The sequence below is a fragment of the uncultured Bacteroides sp. genome (genome assembly GCF_905207245.1).
GTDB lineage: Bacteria > Bacteroidota > Bacteroidia > Bacteroidales > Bacteroidaceae > Bacteroides.
Window position 1 is genome coordinate 47,762 of sequence record NZ_CAJLKP010000028.1, and the last position, 16,236, is coordinate 63,997.

The 16,236-nt window shown below is 43.9% G+C and carries 8 protein-coding genes; 1 reads left to right on the forward strand and 7 read right to left on the reverse strand.

Features of this window, described 5'->3' with window-relative positions; translation table 11 throughout:
- Positions 1–68 precede the first annotated feature (68 nt).
- On the reverse strand, positions 69–1,184 hold the full coding sequence (locus QZ135_RS10585; RefSeq protein ID WP_294608763.1) for an endo-1,4-beta-xylanase: 1,116 nt from the start codon (positions 1,182–1,184) through the stop codon (positions 69–71).
- Between the two features lie 324 nt (positions 1,185–1,508).
- Between QZ135_RS10585 and QZ135_RS10590 the strand changes: the two genes are divergently transcribed.
- On the forward strand, positions 1,509–1,631 hold the full coding sequence (locus QZ135_RS10590; protein ID WP_294608765.1) for a hypothetical protein: 123 nt from the start codon (positions 1,509–1,511) through the stop codon (positions 1,629–1,631).
- Between the two features lie 820 nt (positions 1,632–2,451).
- Here QZ135_RS10590 and QZ135_RS10595 read toward each other — a convergent pair.
- From QZ135_RS10595 to QZ135_RS10620, 6 genes are read right to left on the reverse strand one after another with little or no spacing between them, the layout of a single operon-like run.
- Positions 2,452–4,641, reverse strand: coding sequence for an endo-1,4-beta-xylanase (locus tag QZ135_RS10595; RefSeq protein ID WP_294608767.1), 2,190 nt, complete (start codon positions 4,639–4,641; stop codon positions 2,452–2,454).
- 32 nt (positions 4,642–4,673) lie between these two features.
- A complete protein-coding gene (locus QZ135_RS10600) occupies positions 4,674–5,696 on the reverse strand; it encodes a DUF5627 domain-containing protein (protein WP_294608769.1) in 1,023 nt (340 codons plus the stop codon).
- 52 nt (positions 5,697–5,748) lie between these two features.
- Positions 5,749–7,545: a RagB/SusD family nutrient uptake outer membrane protein gene (locus tag QZ135_RS10605; protein ID WP_294608771.1), complete on the reverse strand. Its 1,797-nt coding sequence runs from the start codon at positions 7,543–7,545 to the stop codon at positions 5,749–5,751.
- A 39-nt stretch (positions 7,546–7,584) separates the two neighbouring features.
- On the reverse strand, positions 7,585–10,413 hold the full coding sequence (locus QZ135_RS10610; protein WP_294608773.1) for a SusC/RagA family TonB-linked outer membrane protein: 2,829 nt from the start codon (positions 10,411–10,413) through the stop codon (positions 7,585–7,587).
- A 30-nt stretch (positions 10,414–10,443) separates the two neighbouring features.
- Entirely contained in the window at positions 10,444–12,309 is a 1,866-nt protein-coding gene (locus QZ135_RS10615) for a RagB/SusD family nutrient uptake outer membrane protein (RefSeq protein ID WP_294608775.1), read from the reverse strand.
- Between the two features lie 12 nt (positions 12,310–12,321).
- Positions 12,322–15,456, reverse strand: a complete 3,135-nt coding sequence (locus tag QZ135_RS10620; protein WP_294608777.1) for a TonB-dependent receptor — start codon at positions 15,454–15,456, stop codon at positions 12,322–12,324.
- Positions 15,457–16,236: the final 780 nt, after the last annotated feature.

A 16,236-nucleotide genomic window follows, 5' to 3' on the forward strand; every position in this document is an offset into this window, starting at 1 on the left:
CAATTTTATAAAATGCACAAATTACATCAGATTCTCGGAAAGATGAGAACCGATATATTCTTTCAAAACTATTTCTTTTCGATTAGTTCCTTAACAAAAGGCTTCGGCTGGTAATTACGGTCAAAAAGCAGCGGATAATCCTTGCGCCCTCTTATCGGAAAACCATTTTTCCAAGAATCACCGTCGGTTACTCCCCAAGCCGTTACGCGGGTAATAATATCCGAGTGCTTCATGAACAGATTAAAAAAATCAGCCATTCTCGTATTCCATTTTTCAGAGACACTATCAGGCAAAGCTTCCGTATAGGGATTAAGCATTTTCCGGTAAGCAACAGTATCAGAGATATTTGCACTCCGTTTGGCAGTTGGCAACGCACTCATATCCCACTCGGTAATCATCACTTTGGCACCTGTCGAAGCAAAAGCGAGAATACTTTCCTCAAATTCCTTCATATCCGGATAATCCATTCCCATGTGTCCCTGCATACCGATGGCATCTACCCGCAGTCCTTTTTCCTTCATATCCTTCACCATCTTAACTACTGTATTGCGACGGCCCTCTACATTCATACCATAATCATTGTAATAGAGTTCAGCATCCGGGTCCGCTTCATGGGCATATTGAAAAGCCAGAGGGATAAATTCTTCACCTAAGATTTCATAAAATTTCGTCTTGCGATAAGAGCCGTCTTCTATAATAGCTTCATTCACAACATCCCATCCTTTCACACGTCCTTTATACCTACCAACAACCGTATAGATATGATCTTTCATGCGTTGTTTCAGCACTTCCGGCGTCACGTTTTTCCCTTCGGAATCTGTGCAGAACCATCGTGGCAACTGAGAATGCCACATCAGGCAGTGTCCAATAACAAACATGCCATTCTCCTCTCCAAACTTCACGAATTCGTCTGCCTGAGAGAAATTATAACGATTTTCCTCCGGATGAATAACCGCACTCTTCATGCAGTTTTCGGCTACAACAGAATTAAAATGTTTCTTTATCAGTTGCACAGCTGTAGTATCACGTCCTGATGACTGAGCCGTATTCATGGCGACGCCTATATGGAACTTATTACCTACCGCTTCTTTTAGGGAAGTTTCATCACCCGTTGCAGGATTGCTTCCACAGGAATTCAAAGCACATCCTATTAGTAATACATACAAAAGATTCTTGTTTTTCATATTATTTTTGATTTTATCTTTAATCATAATTTCAGGTATCTTTCCGGTTTCAAATGTAACAGATAGAAATGAAACGAACTGTATCTTCATGATACATAGTTGTTCGCTGATGTTACATCTTTAATGCCCATGTTACATTTTCTTTCAGAAACATTCCATCATAGTCCTATACTATTTATTAATCACGGGAAATATTACTGATTATCAACTCGATGCATTATCTCTGCAGAAGATGTGCGATACCTCAGCATAACTTTTTCATGAAAGTGCTGGGATATTATAAGCGTAGAGAAAACGCTTTATAACAGCGCTGTACGAAGAGGCATGGAAAAAGGTATAGAGAAAGAACGTTTATCCAATGCTCGCCGAATGAAAGGGAAAGGATTGGATCCTACCTTGATTGCAGACATTACCGGCCTGACTTGTGAAAAGATAGAGAAGCTATAACTGCTTACTGGATGTACAGCATCTATATATCCGTCCTACCAATCACGCAATGTAAAGAAACCGAAAATCCGCTATTCCTTCTTTTACAAGAAGTTAGGAGTTTGTCGACAGGAAGTTAACTTCTTGCCAACAAACTCTTAATTCCTTGTCGACAAGAAATTGACACTTTGTTACACATTGATAATCAACGCCCCCCTCTTATACAAAAAGAATATTCGTATACATATATTACTTGCTTTTCACATATCTCTTACATATTCCATTTGCAACATCACTTGCCTAAAATTAGATTGCTTGTTTTCAAGGTATTTCAATACATCAATATTCTTTTTCTTTTTACAATCTTTCAGTTTTCTTCCAAACTCCTTGTTCATCGGCAATCGGCATTCCGGCGGAAATATACCTGAAACAACTATAAGCTTGGAAGATACTTCATTTAATTCATTAGCCTGTAGCTCGTAACTGATTCATATCCATCTGTTAATGTTTTATTGGATCCCGGCTGTTTCAACACGATTTTTCCACTTCTCAGAAAAGAAGTATTGTCTTGGACTATTACCGACAGAACGTATATATCATAAAGTCCTCCACTATGTCCAAATCTAAAGAACCCCAATAATATATACTATCCGAACTTGTAGTTCTTGTAGCGGCCATATCTTCCGTCTTATTAGTATCAAAAGGAATTTCACTACTACAACCACACCAAATGACCAAACTCAAAATAAGTAATATGTTTTTCATTGTTATTCGGTTTTTATTAAAACAAAAAGGCAGCGGTTTCACACTATGCCCCGCTGCCTTTTCTTATAAAACTCTATTATTTTCCAGCCAATCCATCAGCAAAACCTGCATAGGTATGTTTACGACTGAAGTTGGAATCCCAAAGACCTACGGGTTCACCACCGCGCCAGCCAGAATCGTTGGGAGCATCGGTAGCACACCACTGGGTAATACCATACTGCTGGGCAGCAGGAATAATTTCGAAGTACTTCTTCACGATGAACTTATAGTATTCTGCCATCGCTTTATGCTGAGCTTCGGTCATATTCTCTGTCTTCACACTGGTACCGTTCTCATCTACATAGCCCATATCAAGTTCGGAAATCTTCACGAGTTTACCACTTGCAGCTAAAATTTCGAACATCTGCACCACATGCTCTTCCTTACTCTTCTGAGTAACAGCATTGGCATAGCAAGATACATGCATCTGTGTGCCGATACCGTCAATCTTCGTCTTATCATCAGCCTCCCACTTCTCAATCCAATGCACCAAGCTCTTAGCCTTCTTGTTGTCATCCCAATCAGATTCCAGATTGTAGTCATTGACAAAGAGCTTCAAAGGAGCAGTACCACCATTTTCTGCATAATACTTGCGGGCGGCAGCTACAACAATGCGTACGTAATCCACATTACCCAAATAGTCTTGCCAATAGAAATTGTTCTTGGCATCTTCGGGAGAAACGTTGCTGGCTGATTGTAAGGTATAGAAACCTTCATCGTTACCACCACCGGAAATAGCTTCGTTCACTACATCCCATGCAGTTACATAACCATCGGTAGCTTTCATCATACCTTCTACCCAGTTGTTCATAGCCCAAGTAAGGGTGTCTTTCTTTTCTTCGGGAGTTAGCTCAATACTTGTCTGATTAGAAGAATACCCCTCACCTTCAGCAGACAATCCCTGATAGCCACTCCAACTGGTCCACCCCTCAATCGACTGGTTTTCAAAGCTGGAAGTATAAATATCCGACGTCCCATCTGAGAACACAACATCATCTACATAAATGGTTCCTACAAAATCACCAAAATTAAAGGTAAACTTATCCACTTGTCCATGCCCTGGTGTAAATGTCAAACTGACATCTGCCCATTCGGCACCAATATTTAAGCCACCAGGATATCCTTGAGCACCACCACTGGAAGACTGCGTAAATATAGTACAATTATATGTATCAGTTGCCTTGACCTTGGCTCTAAAAGTGTACGCTTTTCCTTCGGTCAACGGTGAAGCAAATTGATACCACACTTGTGAATCCCAATTATTGTTTTTCTTTTCCGTATTAGTCATTGTCAAGCAAAAACCAGCATTATCATTGCCTTCCTTGCCTATTTCATAGGAATATGAAGTCATCCAGCCCGGTCTTGTCCAACGGGATAAATCTTCAGTATCAAACGTACCGCCTTCAATAAGATTTTCATCATCAGCAGAAGACAATGTCACATCATCAAAACAAAGTTCTCCTTGAAACGTACCGAAACAGAAACGCAAACGATTGATAGGAATATTCGCTGTAAACGTTATGGAAGTTTCCTCCCATTTATTATCAGCTGAAAAAGAAGGCAAATATTGCGTATCACCATCAATAACACCAGGCCAGAAATTATAGGATACCGCTGAAGTAGCCTTAGCCCTCATCGAAATCACATATTCCTTACCTACTACAAGTGGTTCAGCAAGATCATAATAAATTTCACGATCCCAAGGATTAGTCCCTGCTTCCGGTACTGTAATATGCAAAAACTTGTTGGATGCATTAGGATCAACAGGCAGAGGTATCGGAGCAATCAATCCGTTTAGATACTTGTTGTTCTGTTGTGCATGCCAAGCCAAGGTATGTCCATAGATGGTAAGACCATCGGCTTTAGCCGCAGATACAAAATTTTGCACTGCATCAAAATTCATCGTTCCATCATTACCCACACATGATGCATATTTCATGGCATTGCCTGCCGTCATTTCATGGAAATTGGTATTGGCAAGACGTGTCACAATTCCTGATTTCAAATAGTCGTTTACAGCCAATGCAATTCCCAACTTAAAGTCAGGATTGGCACTGTTGCTCACATAACTTTTCAAGACATCATAGTCATTGAGGTACTCCATGCCTGCAATGGAAGCTGGTTTCTCTACCGAGAAAGCCAACAACTTATCGTCCACACAAGAAGAGACACCAATAGCCGCAGCCATTAAAAGCATTGTACCTATTATATTTTTTATATGTTTCATATAAATACTTTTTTTAATAAGAAACCCTATCATTATTTCTTCACGGGAGTGAACCATTCAGCCTTTACGCCACGGTAGTGAGCCACCAAAGTGTCTTTCGTTGCACAATGGATGCCATCGTAGTCCATGGTGTAGTCCAGATAGATCACATCACGATCTGTGTTGCCCCAGCTATTCTTGTCACCTTTAACCACAAATTTACCCGTACCGGTAGCTGCCACGCCTTCGGTGTTTGAAGTAATGGTGCAATTCCCGCTTTCGTCGAAGCTAAGCAACAAATTGCTTTCAATATTCTCTCCGGCAGCATTTTTAGTGGGACGTGCCCACTGCACTGTGTTCAGACCTACAGTGCTGAATCCGTTAATGGTTTCATCCTTCTCTACATAAGCAGCATGACGAATCTCCGTTCCGGTTTTGTTGCCACTATAAGTATCAACACCCCGACGCAGATAATGCGAATCGTACTTACTGATGTACTTCACAGCATAGAGAACATAGTCTTTGGATTGCACTTCCCAATCGTCCTTATTTAAGCGATGCGGAGTAGCAACCGAAGGCTTTCCCTCCAAGATGGTATCGGCATTCTGCACACCGGTCATCACTACCGGAATAACATAGTTCAACTTCGTTGACTTAGGGTCGTTGAAGAAGGCATCGGTCAAATTCACAGTGACACCACCCAGCACTTTACCCTTCTGGATAACGATCTTGTCATCGCTCAGCGTATAGTGCGTAGAAGGCAGAGGCTCCAAATCACTTTTAGTGCTTTCGAAAACAAAACCATCGCACAACGAGTTGTCTACCCGGATGCCGATTTCCACATTCTTCTTGTTCTCGTATATACCGCCTATGGTGGCCATAATCTGGCATTTATGTTCATTGTCCATTGAGTTATCCACCGTTTCATCTTCACCTAGGGTGATGGTACGGTTGGGGCTTTGATAAGCAAAGTAAACCGCAGAATATTTGTAGTCGGGAAAGTCCCAGTCACCGTTTTCGCATGCTGTGAATAAGACACCCGCCATAGCGGCTATTATAAGGAATGATTTTTTCATTACACTTTTCATTTATTCAGTTTATATAAATTCGTTACATACAGTCTGTTATTTACCATCCTTTGTTCTGGATGAGAGCATCAAACTTCAACACTTCGCTATAAGGCACAGGACCGTAGTACATGTAATCCTTGTAGTCGCGTCTTTCCACATCTACCACCTCATAGTTGGTTCCCGTAATCTTCATGCCCTTTACGGTTTCGTTCAGCTTGCTGAGGTCTACCTTCCAGCGGCGCAAATCCCAAAAGCGGAAACCTTCGAAGCAAAGCTCCAGACGACGCTCGTTGCGGATGAGTTCACGCATTTTGTCCTGGTCTCCTTTTATCGACTCCAGATAGGGGTCTGCACCATCTACACCAACACCGGCACGCTTGCGGATAGCCTTAACCACGTCGTAGGCCGAGTAGCTGTGTGTGCCCTTGCCTTGCGGTCCCCAAGCCTCGTTGGCTGCTTCGGCATAACCCAGGAAGATTTCGGTGTAGCGAATCCAAGGTTTGACATGATAGCCATTGGTGGTGTTGCTGGGATTAGCATTCACGTTCATATCCAGAAACTTGCGCAAGTAATATCCAGTACGCGTAGAAGCACCGTCAAACTTGTTCATGGCATCATTGTTGGTACCGTCTACAGCAGTAGTGATGACACTACTTGCATTACCGGCTTTGCTACCATTATAGATGATGTACATAGTTAGGCGAGGGTCGCGATTGGCATACGGTTTTTTATCATCGTATTCGCTCAGCGGGTCGTTGATGGGATAACCGTTCGCAGCAGGGAATGCATCTACCAGATTTTGTGAAGGATTTACACGTCCCTTACCGAAGAGAGAAGGAGGATACTGATCCTTTTCAAGATCGGCGCTCTCGTTCTTGTTACTTCGCCACAAGAATTCGGGACGGTTGTAGCCTGCCTTCATTTCTTTGATAGCGTTGGCTTCTTCGTACCACTTGTTACCCGTGGGGTCGATATTAGCAATAGGGTCACTGCCAAGATTGGCCAGCACTTCGGCCATACTGTTGGCAGCCTGCTCCCAAGTTACCCCAGATCCTGCACTATAGGCAGGACTGGCAGCAAGCAGAGCAGCCTGGGCACGAACGGCACGAGCCACACGGGCGCTCATACGATTCTTGGCATGGTCACCAAACACACGGTTGTACTGGGCAAGGTCGGCGCCCATCTGAGCATATTTTGCGGGGGGCACACTACCTTCCGCCAAATCACCATACTCATCGGGGAGCATTTCGATGGCTTTCTCCACGTCTCTGTTCAGTTGCTCAATACACTCACTGAAGGTGTTGCGCGGCTTGTTAAAGTCCGAAGTAGTGGTTTCCGACTCCAGCAGGATGGGTATGCCCAACAACTGTCCGTCTTCACCATATCCGCCACAGCTCAGCAACAAATGATACATATAAAGTGCACGCATACCGTATGCATCACCTTGGAAACGCACTTTGAAAAGGTCGGAAGCCACTTTGTCTTTGGCCCACTCCACATTCTCGGATATTTCCAGAAATTGGTTGAGGTATTGCCATGAGGCACGCAGGTATTGCCAATTATCCACAGGATTGTTGTCCGAACGCCAGGAACCGGTAGCCATCTTCAGATAATTATTTCCGATGTCATTGGACACAGCGTCATCAGTAGCTACATCAGTAAACTTCCAGGAATTAGCGTTTTCACCCAGCGGATTACTGATATAAGCATGGCCCAACAGACCAACAGCCCACGAAGGCATATTCTCCAAATCGGACGTCTGTTTGTGGTTCTCTATCGCCGGCTCAAACAAGTCGTCGCAAGCAGAGAATGCCATCAATAATGCCGCTGATAAGATTATATTTTTCAGTTTCATAACTTCTTATTTTTTTAAAGTATTCAATTAATCTTTTCCTTAGAACGTGCCCTTGAAACCAAGTTGGTAGAAACGTGTCTGAGGCGCACCGCCTACGTTCAGTTCCAGCGCTTTGCGTTCTTTCGCAATGGTGAGCAGGTTGTTTGCATTGGCAAAGAAGCTCAAACCTTTGATGAAAGTACCTCTTAATACTTTTTGAGGCATCTTGTAAGTCAGCTGAACTTGAGTAAGGTTAAAGCGGTCGTTCTTGTACATCCAGAAGTCCGAAGTGCGGTAATTGTTGGCACCGTCGGTGGTTGTCAGTCTCGGATAGGTAGCCGTAGCTGCCGTCTCGGGAGTCCAGCGGTTGCGCACCTCTTCAGAGTACTTACCATCACCTTTTACCCAATAGTATGAATTGTCTTTCATGCCATAACCGCCTATATAGAGGTTACCCATGGCATAGAGGGTAAAGTCTTTCCACGCTACAGTGAGGTTGATACCACTCATGAAAGGAGAATCCCAGCGACCCAGCATTACGCGGTCGTTATTATCAATCTTACCATCATTATTCTGGTCTTTGTAACGGATATCGCCCGGCTTCACGTCACCAAATGTCTGCGTAGGAGCACTTTCAATTTCGGCTTGGCTTTGGAAGAAACCTTCACTCTGCAAGCCCCAGTGTCCGTTCAAAGGACGATCTATAGCCGACAGATAGTCGAACTCTATGTTTTCATCGCGCTTTTTGGCAATGCTCTTATAGTACATACCGCTTACACCGAGGGTAAGGTTCACTTCACCCACTTTTTTATTGGCATACACACTGAAATCAAAACCTGTACGCTTATCTTCATTGTAGTTTATGAAAGGAATGATAGAAGATGTGGGATAGCCAGTCTGGGTGAAATAGTTGGGATACAACGAACTGGTACGGGCCAATCCGCCATCCATCTTACTGCTGAAGAAGTTGAAGTCGAAATTTAACAGCCTGTTCAACAAAGAACCGCGCAAACCTACAGTAAACTCTTTACGCTTCACATAGGTCATGTCAAGGTTATCGCCCCGTTGGAACTCAGTGGCAGCCAAACCGCCATTGTCACCCCAACTGTACCATCCACCCGACTGAATCACTGCCTTATAAAGGAAGTAACCGTCTACATTCTCAGAAGAAGTGATATCGAGATCTTGATTGATAATACCTGCCGAAGCAGTAAGCATCAAGTCATCGAAGATAGAGTTTTCCATAAACGATTCTTTAGCCAGGTTCCAGCCCAAAGTCAGTGTGGGAGAGAAAGCAAAGCGATTGCCTTCGGGCAACTTGGTAGAATAAGGCATTGCGGCACTGAAGTCAGCATAATATTTGTGCTGATAGTTATACGATGCCTGAAAACCTAAGTTGGCATTGGTAGTGCGGTGATAACGTCCACTCTGTTGTGTCTGCCAGGCATTGGCCAAAACCATACCGAAGATATTATGGTCGGCATTGATAGTGCGTTGGTAGTCGAACTGGCCCGACACATTGTAGGTGTATCGATAAGCCGAATTATCGATGTTTTCGCTGCCGCTCTTCTCGTCCTTGCCATACTGCGTGATGCTCGTGATGACATCCTTTCCGTTATAGTTGCTCCATACCGGTGCAAACGTGGCATAACTGCTTTTATATCCCTGATTATAGGTAGAAGCATAGTCAATACCATATTTAGCACGGAAATAAAGCCCTTTGAGCAATGGAGAAAGATTGATGTCAAAGCGCGTATTGAATTGGAACTGACGGCTCACAAACTTGCTGTCACCGGCTGCGTATGCATCTGCCACCGGATTGGTGGGATTTTGCTGCGTACCACCGAAGAAGAATTTGCCATCTTGAATGTAGCTACTGTTGAGCACCGTGTTCAATGAGTTCTTATCATTCGCTTCGATATAGCTCAGAGGGATGAACGGAGTCACCAGGTGCGGACGCAACGTGGCGGCTTGTCCCCACCAATCTACACTGGCAGCATACGAATCATAGAAAGTAACATTGGCATCGGCCTGTGCTTTGATAAGTTTGTGCAACTCCATATCCACATTACCGCGAACGAAGAAACGGCTAATGTAATTATCTTCCGTTTTTCCCACCTTCAAGAGCGATGACTCGCGATAATAACCTGTAGTAGTGTAATACCTCACCTTCCCACTACCGCCAGAGATTTCGGCTATCGCTTCAGAACGGTTGTATGCTTTCTTCAGATAGTCCGAAGAGTACATATCAAAATTGGGGTAGCGATAGGGATTCGATCCGGATGCATGATTATAAATCGTTTCAGGTGAGTAGTTGATAGCCTGGCCATCATTCACACGAGCCTCGTTGTAGAGGGTCATATACTCTGCCGAACCCAAATATTTGGGATAAGACTTAGGAGTGTAGAAGCCGGAATTGGCATGAATGTTTATTCTGAGATCGCCTATCTCACCACGCTTGGTGGTGATGGAGATAACACCTTTGGCTGCACGCGGACCATAGAGCACTACAGCCGAGGCTCCTTTTAAAAGCGTAATCTGGTCTATCTCGTGAGGAAGCACGTTGTTTGCATCACGCACCATACCATCTATGATAACGAGGTATTCGGTGTTTCCCCAGATGTTACCGTTGAAACCACCTACCGCATTGTCTACAAAGCCCAAACTATTGTTCGAATATGCTTTTTCTGACATTTCCTTCATATCGATGACCGATACTCCTCCCAACAGATCGTTTCGATCTACGGAACGGAATGCCACTTGTACCTTTGGCAGCGTATCGGTTTGGATAGCTTCCACCAAGTCGGCCAGCGTCTCTTGAGCGGCAGCAGGTGTGTTAGCAAAAGCCAACGCCGCACAAAATACAAGTCCTTTATATATATGTTTCATTTGATTAGAGTTTTTACGTTAATAAAACCATTACCAGCCGGGATTTTGGTAGAACTCCGGATACATTGTCACATCGTCTGTCTTAAACGGTAACCAATAGTGCTTGCCCGAAAGCTTGCGCTCTGTCACAACCACTTCGCGGAAATTGCGTACCTTGCGTTCTTTAGGATCGGCTGCAGGATCGAATTCCTCTGCACGGTCAAACTTCTGCATGGTCTTGATATTATAAGGATACTCGGTCAGCAGTTTCCAGCGACGCAAGTCGTTAAATCGATGGCCTTCGAAAGCCAACTCAACGGCACGCTCACGGCGAACCTCACCCATGAATTTTTCCAAGTCAGCGGTGTAAGCAGTAGCAACACCTTCCACACCTGCACGTTCGCGAACTACATTGACTGCATCAACGGCACTCTTTGTGAAAGTGGTAGCCTTAGCAGTAGGCGAACCATAACCTTGGGCAACAGCCTCGGCATACAACAGATATACTTCTGCCAGACGCAACCAAGACAAATGGAAGTGAGTAGCCTTACCATAACCATAGTCATTATCATCCTTATTGGCACCCACCGGGATGAACTTGTAATTGAAGTAACCCGTACGACTGGTAGTGCGAGGATCGTTACAGCAATTACCGCCATCATAAAAGTTGGCGTACTGATATTGCTTGTTATTGTCTGATGGTGCCTTAATCATCTGCACACCGTCATAAATAAAGTTATTATAGAAGCGCGGATCGCGGCCTTTCCAAGGTTGTTCATCATTGAACTCAGATTGAGGGTCATTAAGAGGCAGACCATTTGCCATACCAAAGTAGTTTACATAGTTGGCAGCAGGACAGAGAATAATACCGTCACCTTCGCAAATAGCTGCAAGCTGGTAGGAGTTCATCTGACGCCAGTATGAGTCGGCACCGAAAGTAGGGCTGCGCATAATGGCCTCCGTACCACCGGGCATCAACCAGTTCTGTTCTTTGGTATAAAACAGTGAACTGTATTTATCGAAGCTTACCATAGCATATTGAGTTTGACCAGCTTCTACCATATTAAGCACTGTGCCCAATACTTCGGCAGCACGCTTGCAATAGTCAGCATTGTAAGAACGATTGTTATTTTCGCCACCATTCTGCATTAAGGGGCTACCTGCATAAAGCAAAGTCTTACCTAAATAAGAGAGCGCCCAAATCTTGTTGGGACGGAAAGCATTGTTACCCTTGGTACGATTACCTGTAGTAGTGTTATCCCAATCAATAGGAAGCAGGTCAGCAGCACGCTGGAAGTCGGCTGCCATCTTCTCAGCATTTTCTTGATAGCTTTCACGCGGCAAGTTAAACTGAGCATCGGGAGCAAGAGGCTTCAGCATATAAGGCAAACCACCCCAATAGGTTGTTAGCTGGAAATAAGTCCAGGCACGGAAGAAGTAAAGCTGACCTTCAATAAATTCACGCTCCTCTTGTGTGGCATCTTTCAACATACCGTTCTCCAGGGCTTCAATACCAAGGTTGGCCTGACGGATAGCATACCATCCACCACCCCAAAGGGACTTAGCAAACCGATCGCCATCTACTTTCCAACTTCTATCCAGGAAGCAATCGCCTTTGTTGAAATAACTACGGTAATTACCACCATCAATGGCATAACCCATCAGATATTCACCGTTTCCGGTTGTAATAACCTCATCGTCACCCCAGTTGAAAGAACTTACCCAATAGTGCTTGGCTACATCCGGGATAACGTTGTAGATCACTTCAACAAATCCTTGGAAGTTATTGAAGTTTTTAAACGCGTCTTCTCGAGAAAGTACAGAGTCAGAATCCCTGTCCAGATAGTCGGTACATGAAGTAAACATGAGACCGGCAGAGAAGAATGCAAATAGTATGTAAATAATCTTATTTTTCATCTTGCTTTCGGATTAAAGTGTGATTTTAAAACCTAAATTGAAACGACGTTGAGTGGGATAAGCACTCCATCCACCGGTATTCGACTCACGATCGTCGGGCATATCGGTCCAGAGGAAGAGGTTGTTACCATTTACAAACAACTTCAAGCTGCTCAATCCTGAAGCCTTCAGCCATTTCTCTTTAGAGAAGGTGTAAGACAATTCGGCATACTTCAAACGCATATATGAACCGTCGAAAAGGAAACGAGTACCATCGGTATACTTGCTTGTCTGGTTCAGCCAGCGAGGCAGAGGCACATCAGCTGTCTGATTGTCGGGACTCCAGTAGCTGCCTTCGTGGAAAGCAGTGTTGCGAGTGCCGCCCAAGCTGGAAAGTCCTACCGAACGGTTTACGTTGTTCACACCATAGAATTGAACGAAGAAACTCCAACCTTTGTAGTCGAAACCTACCTGAAGGTTCATCGTATTCTGCGGAGTATCAGTGAAACCGTATGGTATGTTATCGTTTACGGAAATAACGCCATCGGCATCGTAATCAAGAATGATATAATTACCGGGTTTACGACCGCTATCATATTCATCGTGTGCCGTACTGCCATAAAGTTCATCCCAGCTGTTGTAATAGCCATGATCTACGTATGAGTAGGTTTGTCCGATAGACTTACCGGCCTTTTTCTGATATTCGGGCTTCAGGAGAGGATCATCCGCTTCCTTAATCTTGCTCACGGCATGGGTCAGCGAGGCATTACCCCAAATACGCCAGTTGTCATTCAGTTGCTTGTTCCAGCGTATGTCGAGCTCAAAACCTTCACTGTCTACCTTACCAAGGTTGGCCACGGGAGCAGATGCACCGAAATAGGAAGGAACGGCACGGTTTCCACCAGTAATCAAGATGTCGGTACGTTTCTCCTTAAAATAGTCGAATGAACCGGAGATTACTCCGCCAAAGAGGGCGAAGTCGGCAGCGATATCCAGCTTGGTAGCCACTTCCCACTGCAGGTTGGGATTACCCAACTGACTTTGTTGCCACCATGAGTATGGACTCTTGGCAGGATCTACTCCTGTCAACGACTGGCGATAGCTGCCACCATTGCTCCAAGTGTCCATATAGAGCCAACGTCCGTTTACGTTGTCATCTCCAATCTCACCATACGAAGCACGCAACTTCAGCATATCGAGCCACTTCAGATTCAGTTTCTTCACCAAAGGTTCTTCCGAAACCATCCAACCGATGGCACCTGAATTGAAGAAAGCAAAACGATTTTCTTTGGCAAAGATTTCAGAACCGTTGTAGGCACCGTTATACTCTACCATATAGCGGCTGGCATAATCGTAGGTAGCACGGAACACCCAGTTTTCACGATAGTGAGGTTGTTCGCTACCGGTGGCATACTGCTCACGGCTGAAGTTACCCATACCACCCACCGTATGATTGCCAAACTTATTGGAGTAGTTCAACTGTGCGGAGTAGTTCATACGACGGTATGTAGCCCAGTTTTGAACAGAACCGGCACCGGTCTTCCATGCATTGTTGTTCTTGAAGTCGAACTTATATAAGGCATCTGTACTGGTATTGGTATACTCAATACCAGTATCAGGATCAATCCATTTGTGAGCTTCAGCTTCCCAGTCAGTCGTATCATCCACGCCACGGCCTGTTTCACGGAAAGCATTATCAAAAGCCAGCTTAGCCTGTACGTTCAATCCCTTAAGTAGGAAACCAAGATCCTGTTCGAGAGTAAAGTCAGTATTCAAACGGTCGTCGGTGGTATAGCCGATACCGTTTACACTAAGGTCCTCATAACTATTAGTAGCAGCCTGAGTCTCGTTAGGTTTGTAATATCCGAAAGTACCATCGCTATATACAGGCATAAACGAGTCGGGAGCAATACCATAGAAAGCACTCCACACCAGATTTTCATACTGCCCCTGCGTGGCCTTCTTCACTGCGTGCGACCCGGAGAGGTTGACGCGCAGTTTAGTAGTCTTCGTCAGGTTGAAGTCGAGGTTGCTTCGCACATTGATACGGTCGTAGCTGAATCCGGGGTCGTAACCTTTTGTGTTGGTTACCTTCTTATATATATCACCCTCGTGCGCAAAGTCTACGGCAGCAAAGTATTTCACGAATTTCGTACCGCCACTGATATTTACGTTGGCATTATACGATGTAGCCACATCCTTCAGCAGATAGTCCACCCAGTCTACATTGGGGTAGCGTTCAGCTTCGGCTAGATTGGCGGGATGGCGGTATTTGTTCAATCTGTCCTGCGTCAGGTAGTAGCTCCAAGAATCGGGATGATACGCCAACTCACTCATTATAGATTTATTACGAAGGTCGAGTGCATCATACGAATCCATCATATCAGGCAGTTTAGAGTACGTCTTCAATGTCGTACTGGCATTGATGTTGATTACTGCCTTACCTTCTTCACCACGCTTGGTGGTAATCAAGATTACACCATTGGCACCACGTACACCGAATACGGCTGTTGCCGATGCGTCTTTCAATACCGAGATGGTTGCTACAGAATTGATATCCACTGATGACATGGGACGTTCTACACCGTCCACCAGCACCAGCGGGTCGCTTGAGTTCCACGATGTTACACCACGGATAGTGATTTTCGGGTCTTCATCACCCGGCTTACCTGTTGTGGTCATAGTTACTACACCCGGAAGATTACCGGTCAGTGCCTGACCTAAACTTGTCACACCACCAGTACGTTCCAAAGCCTTCGAATTGGTCTGTGCAATAGCACCTACCACCGAGGCCTTTTTCTGCTGTCCGAAACCTACCACTACTACTTCTTCCAGTTGTTGGCTGTCATCTTCCAATACAACTCTAATTGGCTTCTGTGCCGTTGCTCTGACTTCTTGTGTTGTCATACCGATAAATGAAACAACAAGAGTTACATTGTCGTTGGGAACAGCCAACGTAAAGTTTCCATCTATATCTGATATCGTACCTATTGAATTATTTCCTTTCACTACGATGGAAGCTCCGATAACCGTTTCGCCGTTACCGTCCAATACTGTTCCTTTTACAGTTACCCCATTTTGTGCTAAAGTTGGCAGACAACTCAATAGCAACAAAAAGAATAGGTAAGGAATCTTTTGAATTTTCTTTGTTACATTTTTCATTACCATTAGTTTAAGATATTAATAACTACATTCTCTTTTACTTAGCTATTTCAGGGATAGCCTTAACTGTCATCATACTTGCATTTCATACATTAATTAGCCTTTAAGATTAATAGATAAATTATTAGCGTTTATATTATTGCTACATTTCTTCACATTTAGGACTATTCTCGAGAGGAAAGCGTTTTTCACTTGGTGTTTTCCAATCATTAGAACAGGCTTCTTCACGGCAACAAATGTATCCAACTAAAATGAAACAGTTGACATGATTATGCTACACAGTTTTTTGATAGCATTACATCTTTATTTTCAATGTTACATTTTTCTTTGATGGCATTACAGATTCGTCTATAACTATTTATGAACAAATAGATTACAAACGAGCAAAGCATCATAAATTCAAGAAGTTTTTTCAGTAATAACAGTCTGTTTGAGAAGAAAAAAGTATAAGAAAAAAGAATATAAAAATGCTATATAAACACAAGAAAACGTGAGGTGGTAACGTACTGCAAAAAATATGTAACCCATCTGTTAGAGCCTAAAAAAGCTTATTATCCCTTTATCGGGCAAATACATTCATTAACACTTTAAGCAAAAGACCAACCTAAACACTATGTTACAGCAAAGAGAAACGATATCATGATATGGAAAACAGGAGAGGAATTCATTAAAGGAAAGAAAGGAAAGAAGGTAATTGAGTTGACAAGGGGACAAGTTGACAAGGAGACAAGGGGGCTGCGCAATGCTTCTATGCCGCATGGAACCTTGTTTCCTTGTCAACTTGTC

What these genes read in the sequence shown, in the direction of transcription:
- QZ135_RS10585 (WP_294608763.1), bottom strand. Translation starts at nt 1,184, where the DNA reads ATGAAAAACAAGAATCTTTTGTATGTATTACTAATAGGATGTGCTTTG.
- QZ135_RS10590 (WP_294608765.1), top strand. Translation starts at nt 1,509, where the DNA reads ATGGAAAAAGGTATAGAGAAAGAACGTTTATCCAATGCTCGCCGAATG.
- QZ135_RS10595 (WP_294608767.1), bottom strand. Translation starts at nt 4,641, where the DNA reads ATGAAACATATAAAAAATATAATAGGTACAATGCTTTTAATGGCTGCG.
- QZ135_RS10600 (WP_294608769.1), bottom strand. Translation starts at nt 5,696, where the DNA reads ATGAAAAAATCATTCCTTATAATAGCCGCTATGGCGGGTGTCTTATTC.
- QZ135_RS10605 (WP_294608771.1), bottom strand. Translation starts at nt 7,545, where the DNA reads ATGAAACTGAAAAATATAATCTTATCAGCGGCATTATTGATGGCATTC.
- QZ135_RS10610 (WP_294608773.1), bottom strand. Translation starts at nt 10,413, where the DNA reads ATGAAACATATATATAAAGGACTTGTATTTTGTGCGGCGTTGGCTTTT.
- QZ135_RS10615 (WP_294608775.1), bottom strand. Translation starts at nt 12,309, where the DNA reads ATGAAAAATAAGATTATTTACATACTATTTGCATTCTTCTCTGCCGGT.
- QZ135_RS10620 (WP_294608777.1), bottom strand. Translation starts at nt 15,456, where the DNA reads ATGGTAATGAAAAATGTAACAAAGAAAATTCAAAAGATTCCTTACCTA.